At 56.0% G+C, this 19,003-nt stretch carries 11 protein-coding genes and 1 pseudogene; 7 read left to right on the top strand and 5 right to left on the bottom strand.

Annotated features, from left to right (window positions below; translation table 11 throughout):
* Positions 1-84: 84 nt before the first annotated feature.
* From AUK77_RS12715 to AUK77_RS12705, 3 genes are read right to left on the bottom strand one after another with little or no spacing between them, the layout of a single operon-like run.
* Entirely contained in the window at positions 85-1,965 is a 1,881-nt protein-coding gene (locus tag AUK77_RS12715) for a site-specific integrase (RefSeq protein WP_296130287.1), read from the bottom strand.
* Positions 1,958-4,018 carry a hypothetical protein gene (locus AUK77_RS12710; RefSeq protein ID WP_296130285.1) on the bottom strand — a complete coding sequence of 687 codons (2,061 nt, stop codon included), beginning with the start codon at positions 4,016-4,018 and terminating at the stop codon, positions 1,958-1,960. The genes AUK77_RS12715 and AUK77_RS12710 overlap by 8 nt, the downstream gene beginning before the upstream one ends.
* On the bottom strand, positions 4,011-5,132 hold the full coding sequence (locus tag AUK77_RS12705; RefSeq protein ID WP_296130284.1) for a site-specific integrase: 1,122 nt from the start codon (positions 5,130-5,132) through the stop codon (positions 4,011-4,013). The genes AUK77_RS12710 and AUK77_RS12705 overlap by 8 nt, the downstream gene beginning before the upstream one ends.
* A 270-nt stretch (positions 5,133-5,402) precedes the next feature.
* Here AUK77_RS12705 and AUK77_RS12700 point away from each other — a divergent pair.
* Positions 5,403-5,666, top strand: a pseudogene (locus AUK77_RS12700) (peptide-methionine (S)-S-oxide reductase); the annotation flags it as partial.
* 12 nt (positions 5,667-5,678) lie between these two features.
* Here AUK77_RS12700 and AUK77_RS12695 read toward each other — a convergent pair.
* Entirely contained in the window at positions 5,679-7,325 is a 1,647-nt protein-coding gene (locus tag AUK77_RS12695) for an NAD(P)/FAD-dependent oxidoreductase (RefSeq protein WP_296130281.1), read from the bottom strand.
* 127 nt (positions 7,326-7,452) lie between these two features.
* Here AUK77_RS12695 and AUK77_RS12690 point away from each other — a divergent pair, with 127 nt between their 5' ends.
* Together AUK77_RS12690 and AUK77_RS12685 are read left to right on the top strand one after the other, a co-directional pair.
* On the top strand, positions 7,453-8,019 hold the full coding sequence (locus AUK77_RS12690) for a PadR family transcriptional regulator (protein WP_296130279.1): 567 nt from the start codon (positions 7,453-7,455) through the stop codon (positions 8,017-8,019).
* A gap of 35 nt (positions 8,020-8,054) precedes the next feature.
* Complete coding sequence (locus AUK77_RS12685; RefSeq protein ID WP_296130278.1) at positions 8,055-9,308, top strand: HD domain-containing phosphohydrolase; 1,254 nt, start codon at positions 8,055-8,057, stop codon at positions 9,306-9,308.
* Here AUK77_RS12685 and rlmJ read toward each other — a convergent pair.
* Positions 9,305-10,153, bottom strand: coding sequence for a 23S rRNA (adenine(2030)-N(6))-methyltransferase RlmJ (gene rlmJ, locus AUK77_RS12680; RefSeq protein ID WP_296130276.1), 849 nt, complete (start codon positions 10,151-10,153; stop codon positions 9,305-9,307). The two genes, AUK77_RS12685 and rlmJ, sit on opposite strands and share 4 nt — an antisense overlap.
* 96 nt (positions 10,154-10,249) lie before the next feature.
* Here rlmJ and AUK77_RS12675 point away from each other — a divergent pair, with 96 nt between their 5' ends.
* From AUK77_RS12675 to mscK, 4 genes are all read left to right on the top strand, one after another.
* Positions 10,250-11,293 (top strand): nitronate monooxygenase, encoded by a 1,044-nt coding sequence (locus AUK77_RS12675; RefSeq protein WP_296130274.1) that lies wholly within the window; start codon positions 10,250-10,252, stop codon positions 11,291-11,293.
* A 294-nt stretch (positions 11,294-11,587) separates the two neighbouring features.
* Positions 11,588-13,390 carry an acyl-CoA dehydrogenase gene (locus AUK77_RS12670; RefSeq protein WP_296130272.1) on the top strand — a complete coding sequence of 601 codons (1,803 nt, stop codon included), beginning with the start codon at positions 11,588-11,590 and terminating at the stop codon, positions 13,388-13,390.
* A 280-nt stretch (positions 13,391-13,670) separates the two neighbouring features.
* Positions 13,671-15,416 (top strand): potassium/proton antiporter, encoded by a 1,746-nt coding sequence (locus AUK77_RS12665; RefSeq protein WP_296130288.1) that lies wholly within the window; start codon positions 13,671-13,673, stop codon positions 15,414-15,416.
* A 177-nt stretch (positions 15,417-15,593) separates the two neighbouring features.
* On the top strand, positions 15,594-18,950 hold the full coding sequence (gene mscK / locus AUK77_RS12660) for a mechanosensitive channel MscK (protein WP_296130270.1): 3,357 nt from the start codon (positions 15,594-15,596) through the stop codon (positions 18,948-18,950).
* The last annotated feature ends 53 nt before the right edge of the window (positions 18,951-19,003 follow it).

Here is a 19,003-nt window from a genome sequence, read left to right as displayed (position 1 = left end):
TCTGCGCTTGAATCCTTTGGTGTGAGAGCCTGGATTCTACCGGTGGCTGGCCCTCTGCCTATCGTTTCAAGCGTTGCACTTATTCTATGAATTCAGGTCACAATTTAAGCCATCCATTTGACTGAGCAATTTATCAATTTCAGAGATCCTGTCATCTAAATGGGCCACCTTTAATGGCTGACCAGAAAAGAAGTCTCTCATTCTTTGATTCTCGCTCTTACGCCAGGTCAAGGTTCGCCTCATACCTTCAGCAGGAATAATAGAGTTATTACAATCTGCCGGTCGACAGTTTGCACTATCTCCCCCACAAAGCGCCTTCTTGGCTCTAAACATACACAAGCCATCATCCATTTGCTCAATAAGCGCTTTCTTGGATAGATTATCCAAGAGCTGCTCTCTATCATCGGCAGGCATACCCATAAAAGCCTTCCTATACCCCTCAACCTCATCAGCACCACCACCAATAATAGGGACCTGAGTCAGCATAATTTCGTCGTACTTCTCTCTAGACAGGGTAAATTTCTCCTGCTGCAATTCAGAGTAGAGATTTAAGTCACCATAATTCTTCGTCATCTCAATATCAAAGTGCTTCAATTGATCTTGAAGCGCAACCAAACCAAGACCACTCCTAATCATAAGTCGTGAGAACTTCTTTCTAAACTGATGTGTCGCAACTGACCACACTTCACCATTAAACTCTACATGATGAAATTCGGCATATTTTTTTAAGGCACAATTTATAGTAGAAAGCGCAATTCTTTCGCCATTATTTACATAGCCTGAAAAAAGAAAAGAATTACCTCGCGTATAACGATGAGCCAAACCCTGCTCAAGCGCGTCTAAAACACGCTCAACAAAGGGAATCGTTTGCCAGAGATAGCGGGTAGCATCATGCTGCAACTTATTGGTCTTTGACACCAAAAAATAAAAATCCCTAACGCCACCGTCAACGCTTACCTGCCGGACACTCCAATTATTAATACGACCAAACTTAATATGAGCCACCTCATGAAATCGCATACCTGAAAACATCGATATCAAAATATAACCAGCTATAAGAAGCCTTGACTCCAACGTTCTTACTTGATTAGCCGAGGAAACCCCATATCTATGCCATGGAAATGGATTCAGAACCTCAACAGAATACCTATACTCACCAGATGGCAGTAATTTCCTTGAAACAGATTTCCTAGACTTATATTCCTTACGCTTCTCCCTTAAATCCTGCAGCTTTTCAGCAATAGACAAATCATCAATCGCACATAAAATTAACTTCTTCGCTACCGAGTCCGGCATCTCAGGGGTAGTTTGATATTTTCTAGGCAGTTTCTTTTGTGCGCGATCCTTCGCCCACTCAGTCTCACTGCGACTATCTCCAAAAGGCCAAGCAACTAACCCATCAGTAAGCTTTCCAGACTGTTCGTAGAGCCACGAAAGGCCATAGATCCTTGAGTTAAGTGTTCTATTGGTAATCAACTCCCCATATTTATTCTCAGACTCCGCCACCCAGTCTTGAAAACCTTGAAAATCAATATCGAAAACATCAGAAAACCTAACGATGCCAGACTCTCTCATGAACCTTAAAAGAGTCCTAACCCCCTTGTTCATGGCAACACAAATAGTCGACCATTTAGGGTATGTCGACGGAGGATCGACCAATAACGAATAGCAATACTCCTTAACCGAATTCAAATAATTTTCATAACCCGACATGGTTATGTCACTGCCATCCCCAAAATGAATTTGGCTAAATTTAAGAACAACGTCCCTTGAACGTAAACTTGGATACTCAGTAGAAAAATCCCAGACATTATCCCTATAGAAAGATAACGCCGATATCTTAATTTTTGCTCTAGCCGACTCCGACACACCCTTGAGGTTAGGATAAAAATCTAGTTCATGATTCAACTCCTGAACAATGTCTCTCGCTAATAAATACAGAGGAGAGCCAAAACGATCACCCATGCTTTCTCTCCTCATACAGGGAAATATCCCACTCCGGAATTGGAGAAGCCAAAGCCTCAGACCTTATTCTCTCAACAACGCCTGAGTCATACTTTACAAGTATATAATTCTCCCAAATGAAGCGCTTCTCAGAAACAGCCTTCCTGTGCTCCAAATCAGTCACATCACCAACTTGCAAAAGATAATCATAAAAGCCAATAAAGCAGAAATATTTCTTTATATCAACAAAGGTTATGATTAAATTCTGACACCCCAAACACACCTCACTACTAGCACTACAGAAGGACCCAGTTTTTTGACCAGAAACAGGAGACTTCAACGGATTCTTGCAGTGATTTAAAAGAGCCTCGTGCATTCCTTGAGCACTCTCACTTACTTCCAGAGATTCGCTAATTAAAGAGCCATCTTCAGCAGAAGAAAGCCGAACAAAAACTGCATCCTGATGAACTGCCCGTCGAGTCAGAAAGATAGGATCATCTAACCGCCTCAAATAATCAGCAGTTGTTGAAAGCCTAGCATGCCCTAATAACGCCTGAAGATAGTTCATATCTTCAGTTCTTAAGTATTCACTCCAAGCCATTGCTGGACGAATCAGTCGCGCCTGAATAGATAAAGGCTTACCATCAGAGCTTGTTAATGCATGTTTTTTTGAAAACGCTTGAAGAGCCCTTTTAAATGCAGAGCCACCTAGAGGCTGGCTAATTTTGAAACGATTGGCGTTTGCAACCCACAACTCCTCTTGGCCGTCTTCCCTAATAGACTCAGTAATAGCAATCACCCGTTTAATTATCATCGCAGGCCAGCCATCGCTGCCTTTATCAGCAGGAATGGTCATTCCTTTCTTAAAAGACCGATACTTTTTCCAGTCAATCATGACACGACCATCATCCAACGGGTCAGGAACTAGGCAGTCTAATGTCAGGCGCTGAATAGTAGATGGATTCAGCTGCGTTCTAATCAAGAGCAACAAATAATATGGAATCAAATCCTCTGCTTGAACCCAGCGATATACACCCAACTCCTTGTAAAAATCCTTTATCCTTCCCCCAAAATATTCTTTCAAGGCACCCCAGAACTCTGGCGCAATCTTCTTCAATTCACCGCCAGATAGAGCTCTGCAACCTAATTTGTTTTCCCAGTACCAGACAAGATAATCTTTCTTTTTCCATGGCGTACGGTAATTGATAGGACAAGGCAACCCCAAATACTTTGGTTGATAATCAGGGCCAGCACCTATGCGGTCATAAAATTCGTTTAAATACTCAACAGTACCTTTTTTACCGTCTAGTGCCGTAGACTGAAAAAAAGTCTGCCCTTTTGGCAGCTTGTACAGTGCATTACTATTAAGCCTCATACATCCACAATTATTCTCCCACCACCAGATTCTATATTCTTCACTGGCCCAATATGACCTATTGCCACCCGGACCAATAGGAGCCACATCTTCTAATGGCGGAGCTATTCCTATCCATCTAGGCTGATACGCCTTCTCAAACCTAGACGCACTTTCACGCATCCCGCGCACAGCCGTATTGAGAATACTTTTCAACTCTTTCTGATCATATCCAACACAGGACGAGACAAGCGAGCTTGACTTGGGAAAGGCATTACGAACGGGAACAAAACTATCGCTAACCTTATAATGGTTACTCATTTGCAAAAATACGGGTGAAATTTTTCGATACATAGAGGCCGCAGTTGAATAGCTTAAACTCTTATCCTTTTTTAGCCATTCCGCAAAGTAACGCAGCGTATCCCCTGACAGTTGCTCTGCCCTATATATCAGAACATTTTCAAGAAATTTAAAGAACCTTGGAAGTATCTCGATGATCGCCAACCGACTTAAATGCCCCATCATATTTCTTCGCCGGTAAATAGCCCAAACCACTACTCCGAGCACATCCCGAAACGAATCAGAGTATGGCTTGCCACTTAAGTCATATGCATATATTTTCGCCGTGTTCTTACATTCTGCAGTGAATTTAAGCTCTGTTTCAGCACGCTCCTCAGCTACAGTAAGGAAATGAAGAGAGCTAGACCTGTTTTCATCCATTAGCAGCCCCTATCAATCTATCAATCTCATCCTGTAGAGCTCTATATGTCCCAGCGTAGGAAATCAGTAAAGCCGTATGGACATAGAAATTCCGAGTCGTGTTCTCATTGGAGTGCCCCATTAAATTGGCCAGCCCCGCCAGATCTTTATTCAAAAGGTAATGGTAAGTACCGTATGTATGCCTTAACACATGAGGTACGGTCTTAACCCCAAGCCTCTCACTTGCCCTGGTAAACAACTTTTCTATCCAGTTCGCTGTCAACCTTCGACCTTTTTCACTTAAGAAGAGCACATCATCCACAACATCATTTCCAGCGATTGATTCTATTTTTTCTACAACTCTTTGCCTGTCAAAATCTACGTACTGCCAAAATTTAACAAGCAGCTTATTGGGTATCAAAACCAGTCTTGCTTTCTCACCCTTGCCGATAAGCCTCGCTGGGGTCGAGTGCCCTCTTAGATTAACCTCGGGCAGATCTTTTAAAGGAAATCCTACTACTTCAGATATCCTAAGGCCCGACTGAAGCATAAACGCTCCAATCAACTTATTCCTTAGCCTTACTTCTGAATTTGCGAACCCCGAAACCTCGGAAAGGGTATCAATGAACTTAACGGCAGTTTCCAAGATAAGAAATTTTGTATGATCGTTTATTTTTCTTGAGTGATGTCCTTTGGTGTTATATTTTTTCCGCAACCCGCCGTATGAGCTAGCGACCTCAACTGGATTCAAATCGGGGCATAGCCTTTTCTCATAACACCATACAAGATAGCGATAAACACCTGTAGCTCTTGCATTTACAGTATTCCAGCTAAGCGGCACTCCAGATGCCTTTCGATAACCACAGAGCGCATCTACGTAGCTATCAAAGACATCATCCGTAATATCTATAAGTTCAATCCCGGAGTTTTCCGACCAAACCAAAAACTCTTTAATATGTTCCGCGATAGTTTTCATACTTTTCGGCATTAATCGGCGGGACAAAAACCGCATGTAGGCATTTGCCTCGCTATATGGTTCAGCTGAATTATTGAAAAATTGCGGAATTTTATGTGAGAGCTGTGAGAGCCTCGAATCGTGACTACTGCGAAAGTCAACATTGACAACCAGAACCATGTACTCTCCTCTGTGACCTGTCGCAAAGTCAGTACAAAACAAAGATAAGCCCGGAGCGACTAAATCCAGTTACTCAATTTTTTAAGAAACAAAACTTCGGAACTTTGCGGAAACGCCGAATACCCCTCGGTATCGCGAAATAGCTAATCTGCAACACTCATGGTTGCTGGGCTGCATATTTCGAGAAAGGGCCTTCTCAGACCATTCGTAGAAGCTAGGCTGGCGGTGATATCAGTTTACATAGATAGCTGCCAGGCCAAGTCATACTAACAGGGCATGCGCCAGGGCAACGACATCGGCACCCAATACCGCTCGGCAATCTACTGCTACGGCGATGCGCAACTGACCGCCGCACAGGCCAGTCAGGCACAGTTCCAGGCCGCACTGGAGCAGGCCGGCTTCGGCCCGATCACCACGGAAATACGCCCGGCCCCGCCGTTTTATTACGCCGAGGCGTATCACCAGCAATACCTGGCGAAAAACCCCGGCGGTTACTGCGGTCTGGGCGGCACCGGTGTCTGCCTGCCGCAGTAACGGGTGATAGGTTCAGGACTCAACGGCCACGGCGCCCTGCCCGCTGGTCGTTGGTTTCCAGCTTTTCAGTAACTGACCCACCTGATAACCGCGCCAGCCGAGCAGGCGTGACGCGGTCAGCACACCGGCCATCAGCGCACCGCCGACCCCGGCCGTCACCGTGTCGGCACCGGTCAGGTACAGCCCTTTGATCGGCGTCTGGGTGTGGATCCAGTGCTGCTCAAAGCGCTCGACCGTGTGATCTATGCCGTAGATTTCGCCCTGCTCGTTCCACTGGAACCACTCAGTGGAGAGAGGCGTGCCCAACTCGCAGAAGTCCAGCGCACCGCGTAATTGCGGTTGGTGCTGGTAGAGGGTTTCCAGCAGTTGCGCCGTCAATTCGGCCTTGAAAGCGTCATAGTCCGCGCCGCGCTTGCCCCAGGTGGTGCCCTTCCATTTAGCAAACCAATCGGGCTGCGTCGGGGCGACGATCTCCACCGTGGCCTTGTTCGGGTACTGCGCATCCCAGGCCGGGTCTTTGGCCGACGGGAAGCTGATGTAAATCAGCGGCATCGCCGGGTTCTGCCTGGCCATAAAGCTGCTGACGTTGTGGTCGTGGTCGTGGGTCGGATAAACCCAGTAGTTGGTCTTCGGCAATTTCAGCTCGGCCGCACTGCCTTTGAAGCCGGCATACAGACACAGCGTTGCGGCCGACAGTTTGGCCTTGGGCAGTTGCGTCAGCAGCCCGTGGCGCTCGGCCACCTGCGGCTCCAGCAGGCGTGTGTAGGTCGGCACCAAGCCAGCGCAGCTGACAATCTGCGGCGCGCGAATCTCGATGCCGTCTTTTTGCAAGCGCACACCGACGGCGCGATCGTTCTCCACCAGCACCTTGTCGACCCCGGCATAGGTGAAGACATGCCCGCCCGCGGCCTCAATCACCGGGATGATGGTTTCAGCCATCTTGCTCGCGCCGCCTACCGGGTAATTGCCTCCGGTGATGTAGTGCTTGGCCACCATGGCATGCATGACAAACGCGGCTTCGGCGGGCGGCAAACCATAGTCGCCCCACTGCGCGGTGAGTACGCCGATCAACTGTTGATTAGAGGTCAGCCCCTCGAGCACTTCACGGGTGGTTTTGAAGAAGTAATCCGGCAGCCACAACCGGCGCAGCTTGCTGTACAGCACACCCACTGAACGTGGCAGCGCTTGCCCGGCGAAGAAGCGCGGCACCTTGGCGCTGACCTCACTGAGCAAATCGACATAACGATCCAGCGCGACGCCCTCATCAGGGAAGTGGCGGCGCATCTCGGCCTTGAATTCCTCGCGCCCAGCTACGTAGTCGTAGGTTTGCTCGCCAATGACGATGCGGTCGTAGTGCGCATCCATCGGTGCCCACTGCAATTGCCCGTCGCTGATCACATCAAACACCCGGCGGATGGTCGACCAAGGTTTATGCACTTCACCGATGTAGTGCACGCCCACGTCCCATTCGTAGCCTTCGCGCTCGTAGCTGTGGGTGTAGCCACCGGCGGTGTAATGCTGCTCCAGCACGCACACGCGCTTGCCGAGTTTGGCCAGCAGCGCGGCCGTGGTGAGGCCACCAATACCGGAGCCGATGATGATGACGTCGTAATCGTTACGCGCCAGACGCGGACGAAAGCGGGTACCTGTGCGTTTCATGGACAGCTCCGGGGTTATGTTTGTTATGCAATTTTTTGCATACTAGGCAGGCATTCGACGACCTGCAAGTGTTTGCATAAGCCGTATACTGCCGTCCCTCTCAAAACACTGCCGGTGAAGCCCATCCATGTCGCTCAAGCACGCCATTCTGATCTTGCTGGAAAGCGAACCCGGCAGTGGGTATGACTTGTTCAAACGCTTCAAAGAGGGCCTGGGCTACTTCTGGAATGCCAAGCATCAGCAGGTGTATCAGGAGCTGAAAAAACTCAGCGAGGCCGGCTGGCTGGCTTTCGAGGCGCACGAGCAAAGCACCCGTCCGGATAAAAAAATCTACCGCCTCACGCCTGCCGGACATGCCGAACTGCTGCGCTGGCTGAGCGAGCCGGTGCAGCCCAATACGATCAACGACGCGTTGCTGGTCAAGCTGTTTGCCGGGGCGCACACCAGTGCCGATAACCTGCGCGATGAGATGCAGCGGCATGTCGTCGTGCACCGCAAAACCCTGGACAGCCTGCTGGCCATCGAACGCGACTACCACGCGCTGCCCGCCGAGCAGCGCCACGCCCTGCGCATGCCCTACCTGACACTGCGCCGTGGCATTCTCGGTGAGCAGTCCTGGTTGCAATGGGCCGCTGAAGTCGAGCACGCCCTGCACAACGAACAGCCGGCTGCCAGCGACGCTGCAACGGGTTAGACTGCAGGCCTTTCGCCACCACCGCCGCCACCCGCATGTCAGAGCCTAACGCCTATGTATCCCCCGACCAGCTGTGTGTCGGCCTGTATATCCAGCTGGATCTGGCCTGGTGGGAGCACAACTTCGCCTTCAACAACTTCAAGATTAAAGACTCGGGGCAAATCAAATCGCTGCGCGCCCTCGGCCTGCAGCGCTTGCGCTATGACCCCGAGCGCAGCGACTGCGAGCCATTGCCGCTCAATGGCCACACGCCGATCATCGAGCCGAGCGCGCCAGCCAACCTGACGCCGCAGCAACAAGCCGCCGCTGTGCGTGCGGAAAAGCTCAAAGCGTTGCGCAAGCGACTGGCGCAGGTGGATCGTCGCTTTATTCAGGCCGGCCAGCAGATCAAAGCCCTCAACCAGACCCTGCGCAGCCGCCCCGAAGAGGCGCTAAAACAGGCTGGCGAAATTGTCGGCGACATGGTCGACACCCTGCTCACGGGCAGCGGCGCCGTGCTGCACAGCATCAACAGCAAAGCCGCCGAAGAGCACTACTACCACGCCCTGAATGTCACCACGCTGAGCCTGTTGCTGGGCCGGCAACTCGGCCTGAATAGCGAGGACTGCCACACCCTCGGGCTTGGCGCCCTGCTGCACGACATCGGCAAGCTGCAAATCCCCAGCAAAGTGCTGCTGAAAAACGAGCCACTGACCCGCCCGGAGCAACAGTTGCTGCAACTGCACTGTGAATTCGGCCTGCGCATCGGGCAAAAACTGATGTTCGATGATGAGGTGCTGCGCATCATCCACGAGCACCACGAATACTGTGACGGCAGCGGCTACCCGCGCCAGTTGCACGAAGCCGGCATCGCCCGCCTGAGCCGGCTGGTATGCATCACCAACCACTTCGACAACCTGTGCAACCCGCTCAACCCACGCAACGCACTGACACCACACGAAGCCCTGGGGTTAATGTTCAAGCACCAGCAATCTCGCTTCGATGCTGTAGCCCTGAAAGCCTTTATTCGCGTGATGGGTGTTTACCCGCCCGGCAGCCTGGTCGCGCTGGATGATGAGCGCTTCGGCCTGGTGCTGGGCATGAACCCCAACACTCCGCTCAAACCGACGCTGATCGTCTACGACGAAACCATCCCCAAAGCCGAAGCCCTGATCGTCGACCTTGAACAAGAGCCCACGCTGAGCATCGCCGCCTGCATGCGCCCCACCCAACTGCCGCCCGCTGCACTGGAATACCTCAACCCGCGTCAGCAGGTGAGCTATTTCGTCGAGCCGGCGCAGGGCCGTTAAGCGCCGCTGTTCTCCTCAATCAACCAATCCAGTCGCCAGCCGCCCTGGCTTTGCCCGAGCAGCTGCGCCAGCCACGGCAGGATTTGCTTGAGTTCATCTTCCAGACCCCACGGCGGGTTGCTGATCACCAGGCCGGAGCCGTTAAGCCGCGCGGCTTCGTCGGTGGGGTGGACGTAGAGTTCAACGCGCAGCAACTTGGGCGCTTTGCTTTTTTGCAGATCGCTGTAGAAGCGCTTGAGCTGGCGCAGGTCTTTGATCGGGTACCAGATGGCCACCACCGCCTGACGCATGCGGCTGATGGCTTCGCTCAGCGATTGGGCGCAGCGCTCCATTTCATCGACTTGCTCAAACGGCGGGTCAATCAGCATTAGGGCGCGCTTTTCGCGGGTCGGCAGCAGGGCGCGCGGCACATACCAGCCCTCGCCCAAGTGCACAGCCACGCGGCGGTCGCCGTGCATGTTTTCCTTGAGCAGGCGGCCGTCTTCGGGGTGTTTTTCGTTCAGGTGCAGGCGGTCTTGCTCGCGCGTCAGCAGGCGCGCCAGTTCGGGGGAGCCGGGGTAGTGGCGCAGCTCATCATCGGGGTTCATGGCGCGGATCACTTCCAGATAATCCAGCAGCGGGTCCGGCACGTCGGTGGCCTGCCACAACCGGGCGATGCCTTGCAGCCACTCGCCGGTGCGGCTGGCTTGATCGCCGCGCAGGTCATACAGGCCGATACCGGCATGGCTGTCGAGGTAGGCGAACGGCGCTTCCTTGCGAGACAGCAAGGCAATTAGGCGGCTCAAAACGTAGTGTTTCAGCACATCGGCATGGTTGCCGGCATGGAAGGCGTGGCGGTAGTTCATTGGGCGGGCTCCTGTGGCCGGGCAGTTTACCAGTTTGCCAGGCGCCGGATGGATCAGTACGGTGACGGCTGACTCGTCTGGCCAGGGAGAACCGCCATGTCACTGCACGCGCTCTTGGGCACCCAGCTGCCGCTGATTCAGGCACCGATGGCCGGTGTGCAGTTGCATGGTTTGGCCGCCGCTGTATCGAATGCCGGCGCACTGGGTTCGCTGCCTTGCGCCATGCTTGATGCCGCCGGATTGCGCAAGGAGCTGCAATCGCTGCACGAAAAAACCCGCCAACCCTACAACCTGAACTTTTTCTGCCATACACCACCGATCGTAGACAACGCTCGCGAAGCAGCCTGGCGCGAGGCGCTGAGCCCTTACTACGCCGAGTTCGGCATTGATCCGGCGAGCATCGCCAGCGGCCCCGGTCGCCAGCCGTTCAGTGCTGAGATGGCCGATCTTCTGGAGGAGTTCCGGCCGGCCGTGGTGAGCTTCCACTTCGGCCTGCCTTCAGCTGCACTGCTGGCACGGGTCAAGGCCTGCGGAGCCAAGGTGCTCGGCTCGGCGACCACGGTGACCGAAGCGCTGTGGCTCGAAGCCAACGGCGCGGACGCGATTATCGCCCAAGGGCTGGAAGCCGGTGGCCATCGCGGTATGTTCCTTACCGATGAGCTGAGCAGCCAGCTCGGCACCTTTGCCCTGCTGCCGCAGATGGTGCAAGCCGTCAGGCTACCGGTGATTGCAGCCGGCGGGATTGCCGATGCCGCCGGGGTGCGCGCGGCCATGGCTTTGGGGGCGGCGGGGGTGCAAGTCGGCACCGCGTACCTGTGCTGCGATGAGGCCAGCACCAGCGCCATTCACCGTGCTGCCCTGCAAAGCACCGCCGCGCAACACACGGCGCTGACCAACCTGTTCAGCGGCCGCCCGGCGCGCGGCATCGTCAACCGGGTGATGCGCGAGTTGGGGCCGCTCAGCCCCCACGCACCGGCCTTCCCGCTTGCCACGGCCGCCATTGCCCCGCTGCGCACTCAAGCAGAAAGCCAGGGCAGCGGCGACTTCTCGCCACTCTGGGCGGGGCAGAATGTCAGCGGCTGCAAGGCGATAAGCGCCGCCGAACTGACCCGCGAGCTGGCCCTGGGCTTTGCCGGGTAAACAGCAGAGCCCTGCTAAAAAAACACTAGACTGCGACCGGACGCGATCAATCCCCTCGCCCCTACGGGGAGAGGGTTAGGGAGAGGGGATACCTGGCCGATGTGCGGTGTTTTCAGCCCTATCCCCCAGCCCCTCTCCCATAAATGGGAGAGGGGAGCAATGAGCATGGTCCTATGGTCAGGCTTCTCAGGGCGACCCGCCCCGGCCAACGCCCCGTTATCACGCTTATTAATAGTGCTGGGAGCCGCGCAAGCAGCTGCTTAGACTCGGCTTATCGCCACCGGAGGTATCCCCATGTCCGAGTCTCTGCTCAGTTCCCGCAACCTGGCCTTCGAACTGTATGAAGTGCTAGACGCCGAAGGCCTGACCCAGCGTGAACGTTTCGCTGAACACAGCCGCGAAACCTTTGACGCGGCCATCGACACCGCCCGTAGCATCGCGGAAAACCTGTTCGCCCCGCACAACCGCAAGAATGACGAACACGAGCCAGAGTATGTCGACGGCGCGGCGGTGCTGATCCCCGAAGTCAAACCAGCGGTGGACGCCTTCCTCGAAGCGGGCTTCCTCAACGCCACCCGCGAGTTCGAGGTGGGCGGCATGCAGTTGCCCAACCTGCTGTCGCAGGCGTGTTTTGCGCACTTCCAGTCGGCCAACGCGGCGACCACCTCGTACCCGTTCCTGACCATGGGCGCGGCCAACCTGATCGAAAATTTTGGTAGTGCCGAGCAGAAGCAGCGCTTTCTGCAGCCGATGATCGATGGCCGTTTCTTCGGCACCATGGCCCTGACCGAACCGCACGCTGGCTCCTCGCTGTCGGACATCCGCACCCGCGCCGAACCCGCGGAAGACGGCACCTACCGGCTCAAGGGCAACAAGATTTTCATTTCCGGCGGCGACCATCCGCTGTCGGAAAACATCGTGCACATGGTGCTGGCCAAGCTGCCGGATGCCCCGCCGGGCGTGAAAGGCATCAGCCTGTTTATCGTGCCGAAGTTTCTGGTCAACGATGACGGCAGCCTGGGCAAACGCAACGACGTGGTGCTGGCCGGTCTGTTCCACAAGATGGGCTGGCGCGGCACCACCTCCACCGCACTTAACTTTGGTGATAACGGCGATTGCGTCGGCTACCTAGTGGGCAAACCGCACCATGGCCTGAGCTACATGTTCCAGATGATGAATGAGGCGCGCATCGGCGTCGGCATGGGCGCGGTGATGCTCGGCTACGCCGGCTACCTGTACTCGCTGGACTACGCCCGTCAGCGCCCGCAAGGCCGCCTGCCCGATGGCAAAGACCCGATGTCCAATCAAGTGGCGATCATTGAGCACGCTGACGTGCGGCGCATGCTGCTGACCCAGAAAGCCTACGTGGAAGGTTCGTTCGACCTCGGCCTGTACGCCGCACGGCTGTTCGACGACACCCTGACGCTGGAGACCGAGGACGAGCGCCGCATCGCCCTGGAGTTGCTCGATCTGCTCACCCCAATCGTCAAATCCTGGCCATCGGAGTTCTGCCTCAAGGCCAACGAGCTGGCCATCCAGATTCTCGGCGGCCACGGCTACACCCGCGATTACCCGGTGGAGCAGTACTACCGCGACAACCGCCTCAACCCGATCCATGAAGGCACCCACGGCATCCAATCGCTCGACCTGCTCGGGCGTAAGGTGTCGATGAACGGTGGCGCGGCGCTCAAGCAACTGCTCAAGCTGATCCACGGCACCTGCCAGCGCGCCGAGGCACATACTTCGCTGACAGCACTGCGCCAGCCGCTGGAGCAACTGCTGGCACGCCTGCAATCCGTGACTCTTGCCCTGCTGGGCGATTTGATGAGCGGCAAGGTCAACGAAGGCCTGGCCAACTCGGCGCTGTACCTCAAGGTGTTCGGCCATACCGTGATCGGCTGGCGCTGGCTGGAACAAGCAATCCGCGCTGAGGAAGGCTTAGCGCGCGGCAATGCCGCCGATGTCGACTTCTACCAAGGCAAACTGCAGGCCGCACGCTACTTCCTGACCTGGGAAGTGCCGAGCTGCCACCACGATCTGGACATCCTCGAAGCGCGCGACGATACCTGTCTGGGCATGCAGGACGCCTGGTTCTAAGAACCTATATACGATCAGCTGCGCGTCGGCCCTGCTGCGTTAAAAACAGGCTCGGAATGCTCATGTACAACTCGTACACTCCGCTTCCTCGCCTGTTTTTGCCTTGCATGGCTCTAGCTCGCAAGATCGTAAATAGGCTCTAAACGTACCGCATGCCGTTACACGACGTCCGACCAGTGTGAGGTGATTTTTTTCCTGCGGCGAAACCGGTCAGCGGTTAGACTCTCTGGCACGCGCCATGCATAGTGGCACGCACCCCAACCCGCACGGAGTACGCGCCTTGGATGCCAGCACCATCAACAACCTGTTTTTGATCGGTGGCGTGCTGGTGGCAATGAGCATCCTGGTCAGCGCGTTCGGCTCGCGCTTCGGCATCCCCATCTTGGTGGTTTTTCTGCTGGTCGGCATGCTCGCTGGCACCGACGGTCCCGGCGGCATCGCGTTCGACAATTACCCACTGGCCTATCTGGTCGGCAACTTGGCGCTGGCCATCATCCTGCTCGACGGCGGCATGCGCACGCGGGTATCGAGTTTCCGCGTGGCGCTGTGGCCGTCGCTGTCACTGGCCACGGTGGGCGTGCTCATCACCGCCGGGTTAACGGGCGTGGCGGCGGCGTGGCTGTTCAACCTGACCTGGATGGAAGGCCTGCTGATCGGCGCCATCGTCGGCTCCACCGATGCTGCGGCAGTGTTCAGCCTGCTCGGCGGGCGCGGCCTCAATGAGCGGGTCAGCGCGACGCTGGAAATCGAATCCGGCAGTAACGACCCGATGGCGGTGTTCCTTACCGTCACCCTGATCGCCATGCTCGCCAGCGGTCAGGACGGCATGAGCTGGAACCTGCTGGTGCAGTTGCTGCAACAATTCGGCATTGGCGCGCTGTTCGGCCTCGGTGGCGGTTGGCTGCTGCTGAATTTGGTCAACCGCATGGACCTGGCCAACGGCCTGTATCCCCTGCTGGTGGTCAGTGGCGGCTTGATCATCTTTGCCATCACCACCGCGGTCGGTGGCAGCGGTATTTTGTCGATTTACCTGTGCGGCCTGCTGCTGGGCAATCAGCCAATTCGCTCGCGGCACAGTATTTTGCACATGCTCGACGGCCTGACCTGGCTGGCGCAGATTGGCATGTTTCTGGTCCTCGGCCTGCTGGTCACGCCACATGAACTGCTGCCCATCGCCCTGCCGGCACTCGGCCTGGCGCTGTGGATGATTCTCTTCGCACGGCCGCTGTCGATCTTTATCGGCCTACTGCCCTTCAAGGCCTTCCATGACCGCGAGCGCGCCTTTATCGCCTGGGTCGGCCTGCGCGGAGCGGTGCCGATTATTCTTGCGGTGTTCCCACTGATGGCCGGCCTGCCGAATGCCCAACTGTTCTTCAACGTGGCGTTCTTTATCGTGCTGGTGTCACTGGTGCTGCAGGGCACCAGCCTACCCTGGGCGGCCAAACTGCTGCGCGTCACCGTACCGCCAGACCCAGCACCCGTATCACGCGCGGGCCTGGACGTGCACCCAACCAGCCAGTGGGAATTGTTTATCTATCGCCTCGGCGCGGAAAAGTGGTGCATTGGCGCACCGCTGCGCGAACTTAAAATGCCCGAAGGCACGCGCATTGGCGCATTGTTTCGCGACAAACAACTGCTCCACCCCTCAGGCAGCACCACCCTGAAAGCTGGCGACTTGCTCTGCGTAGTGGGCCATGAACATGACTTACCCGCCCTTGGCAAACTCTTCAGCCAAGCGCCGACACGGGGTCAGGATTTGCGCTTCTTCGGTGACTTCGTACTCGAAGGCGATGCTGAACTGGCTGCCATTGCCGCCCTCTATGGCCTCAAGCTGGAAGGGGCCGAAGGCCAGTTGCACCTTGGCCGCTTTATCGCACACAAGATTGGCGGCTCGCCGGTGATCGGTGACCAGGTTGAATGGCAGGGCCTGACCTGGACAGTGGCCGCGATTGACGGGAACAAGGTGCGCAAAGTGGGCGTCAGATTCCCCGAAGGCAGTCGCCCAGGCCCCGGGCTGTTCCTTTAACACGGCTGCCTGTTAGCGTTGCGCGCCGCAAAGCCCAACGGGCATATCTGCGCACGCTAGTCGTTCAGCGCAGGTATAAACCCAGTTTAAGTTAGCCCAAACACCGTTATGCGCAGCACAGGCAGGCGCCCAGACGCCTGTTAAACTCAGCTTCTTTTCGAGCCATTGATCGTCATCATGTCCCTACTTCGTCACGTTCTGTTTATCACCCTGTTCGGTCTCTGCCTGAACGCTCCCCTGCAGGCGGCGGATGCACCCAGCCGCACGGATGTGCAAAACAGCCTGGATGCACTGGCCGACCGCAAACTGCCGGAAGCCGAACAGCTGGCCATCAAGCAGACCTTGGAAAAAACCCTAACGCTGCTCAACGATGCGGCCGACAGCCAACAACGCCTGGTCGATCTGGAAAAACAGCTACAACAAGCTCCGCGCCTGATTAGTGAGGCGCAGCGCGATTACGAGCGGCTGAAAAACAGCACGCCGACGCCCGTGACACAGCGTTATGGCAAAAGCTCTTTGGCCCAACTGGAGCAACTGCTGGCCGACCGCAATGCGCAATTGAGCGAGTGGCAGAAGCAAATCATCGACGCCAACAGCCTGGTGATCACGGCGCAAACCCGACCAGAACGCGCCCAGGCGGAAATCAGCAGCAACCAGACTCGCAGCCTTGAAATCAGCAACATTCTCAAGAGCGGGCGCGAAGCCAATAAATCGCTCAGCACCGAGCGCCGCAATCAATTGCTCGCCGAACAAGCCAAGCTGGAGGCGCAAACGCGCTTGCGCCGTCAGGAGCTGGCCGGCAACAGCCTCCTGCAAGACCTCGGCAACAGCCGCCGCACCTTGCTTGACGAGCGCATCAAGCGCCTTGAGCAAGAACTGCTCGATTTGCAGAACCTGATCAACGAGAAGCGCCGCAGCCTCTCCGAGCAGACCCTGGAGCAGCAATCACGCGAGGTTGAAAAAGCCGGCACCGACAGCCTGCTCGCGCAGGAAAGTGCGCTCAACCTAAAGCTCTCCGACTACCTGCTGCGCGCCACCGACCGGCTCAACGAGCTGACCCGTTTGAATCTGCAAACCAAACAGCAGCTCGACAGCCTGAGCCAGAGCGATCAAGCCCTCGAAGAGCAGATCAGTGTGCTGCAAGGCAGCCTGCTGCTCTCGCGCATTCTCTACAAACAACAGCAAGCCTTGCCCGTACTGAAAATCGACAGTGATCTGCCTGATCAGATCGCCGACCTGCGCCTTTACCAGTTCGAACTGAATCAGCAACGCGAGGCGATCAACAATCCCAGCATGTATGTCGATTCATTGCTCAGCAGCCAGCCCAGCGACTCCGTTGATCAGGCCCTGCGCACGGACTTGGTGGCCCTTATCGATACACGTCGCGAGCTGATTGATCGACTAAACCGTGAGCTCAATACCCTGCTCAATGAGTCCATCACCCTGCAGCTCAGTCAGCGACAATTGAAAACCACGGCCGAAGCCCTGCGCGCTACCCTTGACGAGCAAATGTTCTGGATCCCCAGCAACAAGCCACTCGATCTGGAGTGGATTAAATCAGTCCCGCGCCTGCTGGAACGACAAATAGCCGAGCTGCCCTGGGGGGCCAACCTGCGCCAACTGGCTGCCGGCCTGACCGAACGACCGTTGTTATTTTTACCGCTGCTGCTGCTGATTGCCGTGCTGTTGTGGCGCCGGGGCTACCTGTACCGCAAGCTGCGCGAACTGCACCAGGACATCGGCCATTTCAAGCGTGACAGCCAACTGCACACGCCCCTAGCGATCATGCTCAACCTGCTGTTGGCCCTGCCCGGCGCGCTGTTTCTGGCGCTGTGTGGTTTTGCCTTGCAAATGGATGCGCGCGGGCAAAACACCAACTTGGGCGAAGCGCTGTTCCAAATGGCACAAGCGTGGCTGGTGTTCTACACGCTGTACCGCGTCTTTGCTGATGGCGGTGTAGCTGAACTGCACTTCCGCTGGGGCCGCACACAAGTGGCCTTCCTGCATCAACAGGTGCGCCGTCTGGGCTTGGTTGTGTTGGCTCTGGTGGCCGTAGTGACCGTGGCCAAGCATCAACCCGCCGGGTTGGGCGACGACGTGATTGGCCTGAGCGTGGTGCTTAGCTGCTATGCACTGATGGTCTGGCTGCTGCACAAGTTGCTGCTCAGCGGCCCCATCCGCGAGCACGCCTCAGCCCTGCGCATGCTGATCGGCATTGCCCTTTGCGTGCTGCCACTGGCATTGATCGTTGCCGTGGGCTTTGGCTACTACTACACCGCGCTGAAACTCAGCGAGCGCCTTATCGACACGCTGTATCTGGTGGTGGCCTGGGTCATCCTTGAAGCGACGTTTATTCGTGGTCTCGGCGTCGCGGCCCGTCGCCTGGCCTTCCAGCGCGCCACAACAAAACGCCAAGCCCAAGCCAAAGAAGGCGGAGAAGGCAGCGAAAGTGTGGTGGAAGAACCCACACTGGACATCGAACAAGTCAACCAACAGTCCTTGCGACTGATCCGCCTGGCCTTGCTCGGCACCTTTATCGCCGGTCTGTATTGGGTCTGGGCGGACCTGATTTCAGTGCTGGCCTACCTCGATAACATCACCCTCTACGAGTACAGCAGCGGCTCGGGTGAAACCGCAACACTGGTGCCCATCAGCCTGCGCGATGTACTAGGGGCCCTGATTATCGTCGGCATTACCGTGGCCCTGGGGCGCAACCTACCTGGCCTGCTGGAAGTACTGGTGCTGTCACGGCTGAAACTGGCACAGGGCAGTGCCTATGCCACCACCACCTTGCTGTCCTATGCAATCGTCGCTATCGGCTTCGTCGTCACCCTGTCGACCCTGGGCGTTAGCTGGGACAAGCTGCAATGGCTGGTCGCGGCGCTATCAGTGGGGCTGGGGTTTGGCCTGCAGGAAATCTTCGCCAACTTTATCTCTGGCTTGATCATCCTGTTCGAGCGTCCGGTGCGCATCGGCGACGTGGTCACCATTGGCAACCTGTCCGGCACCGTCAGCAAGATCCGTATCCGCGCCACCACCATCACCGATTTCGATCGCAAAGAAATCATCGTGCCGAACAAAACCTTCGTCACCGACCAACTGATCAACTGGTCGCTCAACGACACCGTCACCCGCGTGATTGTGAAGATTGGCGTGGCCTACGAAACCGATCTGCCGTTGGCACGTAAGCTGATGATGCAAGCGGCTGAAGAGAATCCACGGGTACTGCGCGACCCGGCACCGCTGCTGTTTTTCCTCAACATCAGCGCCAGCACGTTCGACTACGAACTGCGCTTTCATGTACGCGAACTGGCTGATCGCAACGCGGCGACTGACGAGATTCTGACCCGCATTGCCCTTACATTCCGTGAACACAAGGTTGAAATGGCCTTCAACCAAGTTGAAGTGATGATCAAAAATCTGCACGGCCAGGAGCTTAACCTCACCACCGGGCAAATGGTTGCAGCCACTGCCGCCGCCGAGTCCAAGCAAGGCGCATTGCCACCGGCAGGGCCGGCCGTAGATCCGCAGTAACAGGGCACCCCACTAGAAGGAGTTGCCTTAGCGTCTCAGTTTTGCCGGGCACA

This window comes from Pseudomonas sp. Ga0074129, from assembly GCA_001465025.1.
Taxonomy (GTDB): domain Bacteria; phylum Pseudomonadota; class Gammaproteobacteria; order Pseudomonadales; family Pseudomonadaceae; genus Aquipseudomonas.
The sequence above is the reverse complement of the archived record's forward strand: the minus strand, read 5'-3'. Positions and strand labels throughout refer to the sequence as shown.

Excerpts from the sequence above, each read along its gene's own strand:
- AUK77_RS12715 (WP_296130287.1), bottom strand. The coding sequence starts at position 1,965 with ATGGGTGATCGTTTTGGCTCTCCTCTGTATTTATTAGCGAGAGACATT.
- AUK77_RS12705 (WP_296130284.1), bottom strand. The coding sequence starts at position 5,132 with ATGGTTCTGGTTGTCAATGTTGACTTTCGCAGTAGTCACGATTCGAGG.
- AUK77_RS12710 (WP_296130285.1), bottom strand. The coding sequence starts at position 4,018 with ATGGATGAAAACAGGTCTAGCTCTCTTCATTTCCTTACTGTAGCTGAG.
- AUK77_RS12670 (WP_296130272.1), top strand. The coding sequence starts at position 11,588 with ATGTCCGAGTCTCTGCTCAGTTCCCGCAACCTGGCCTTCGAACTGTAT.
- AUK77_RS12690 (WP_296130279.1), top strand. The coding sequence starts at position 7,453 with ATGTCGCTCAAGCACGCCATTCTGATCTTGCTGGAAAGCGAACCCGGC.
- rlmJ (WP_296130276.1), bottom strand. The coding sequence starts at position 10,153 with ATGAACTACCGCCACGCCTTCCATGCCGGCAACCATGCCGATGTGCTG.
- AUK77_RS12695 (WP_296130281.1), bottom strand. The coding sequence starts at position 7,325 with ATGAAACGCACAGGTACCCGCTTTCGTCCGCGTCTGGCGCGTAACGAT.
- AUK77_RS12685 (WP_296130278.1), top strand. The coding sequence starts at position 8,055 with ATGTCAGAGCCTAACGCCTATGTATCCCCCGACCAGCTGTGTGTCGGC.
- AUK77_RS12675 (WP_296130274.1), top strand. The coding sequence starts at position 10,250 with ATGTCACTGCACGCGCTCTTGGGCACCCAGCTGCCGCTGATTCAGGCA.
- mscK (WP_296130270.1), top strand. The coding sequence starts at position 15,594 with ATGTCCCTACTTCGTCACGTTCTGTTTATCACCCTGTTCGGTCTCTGC.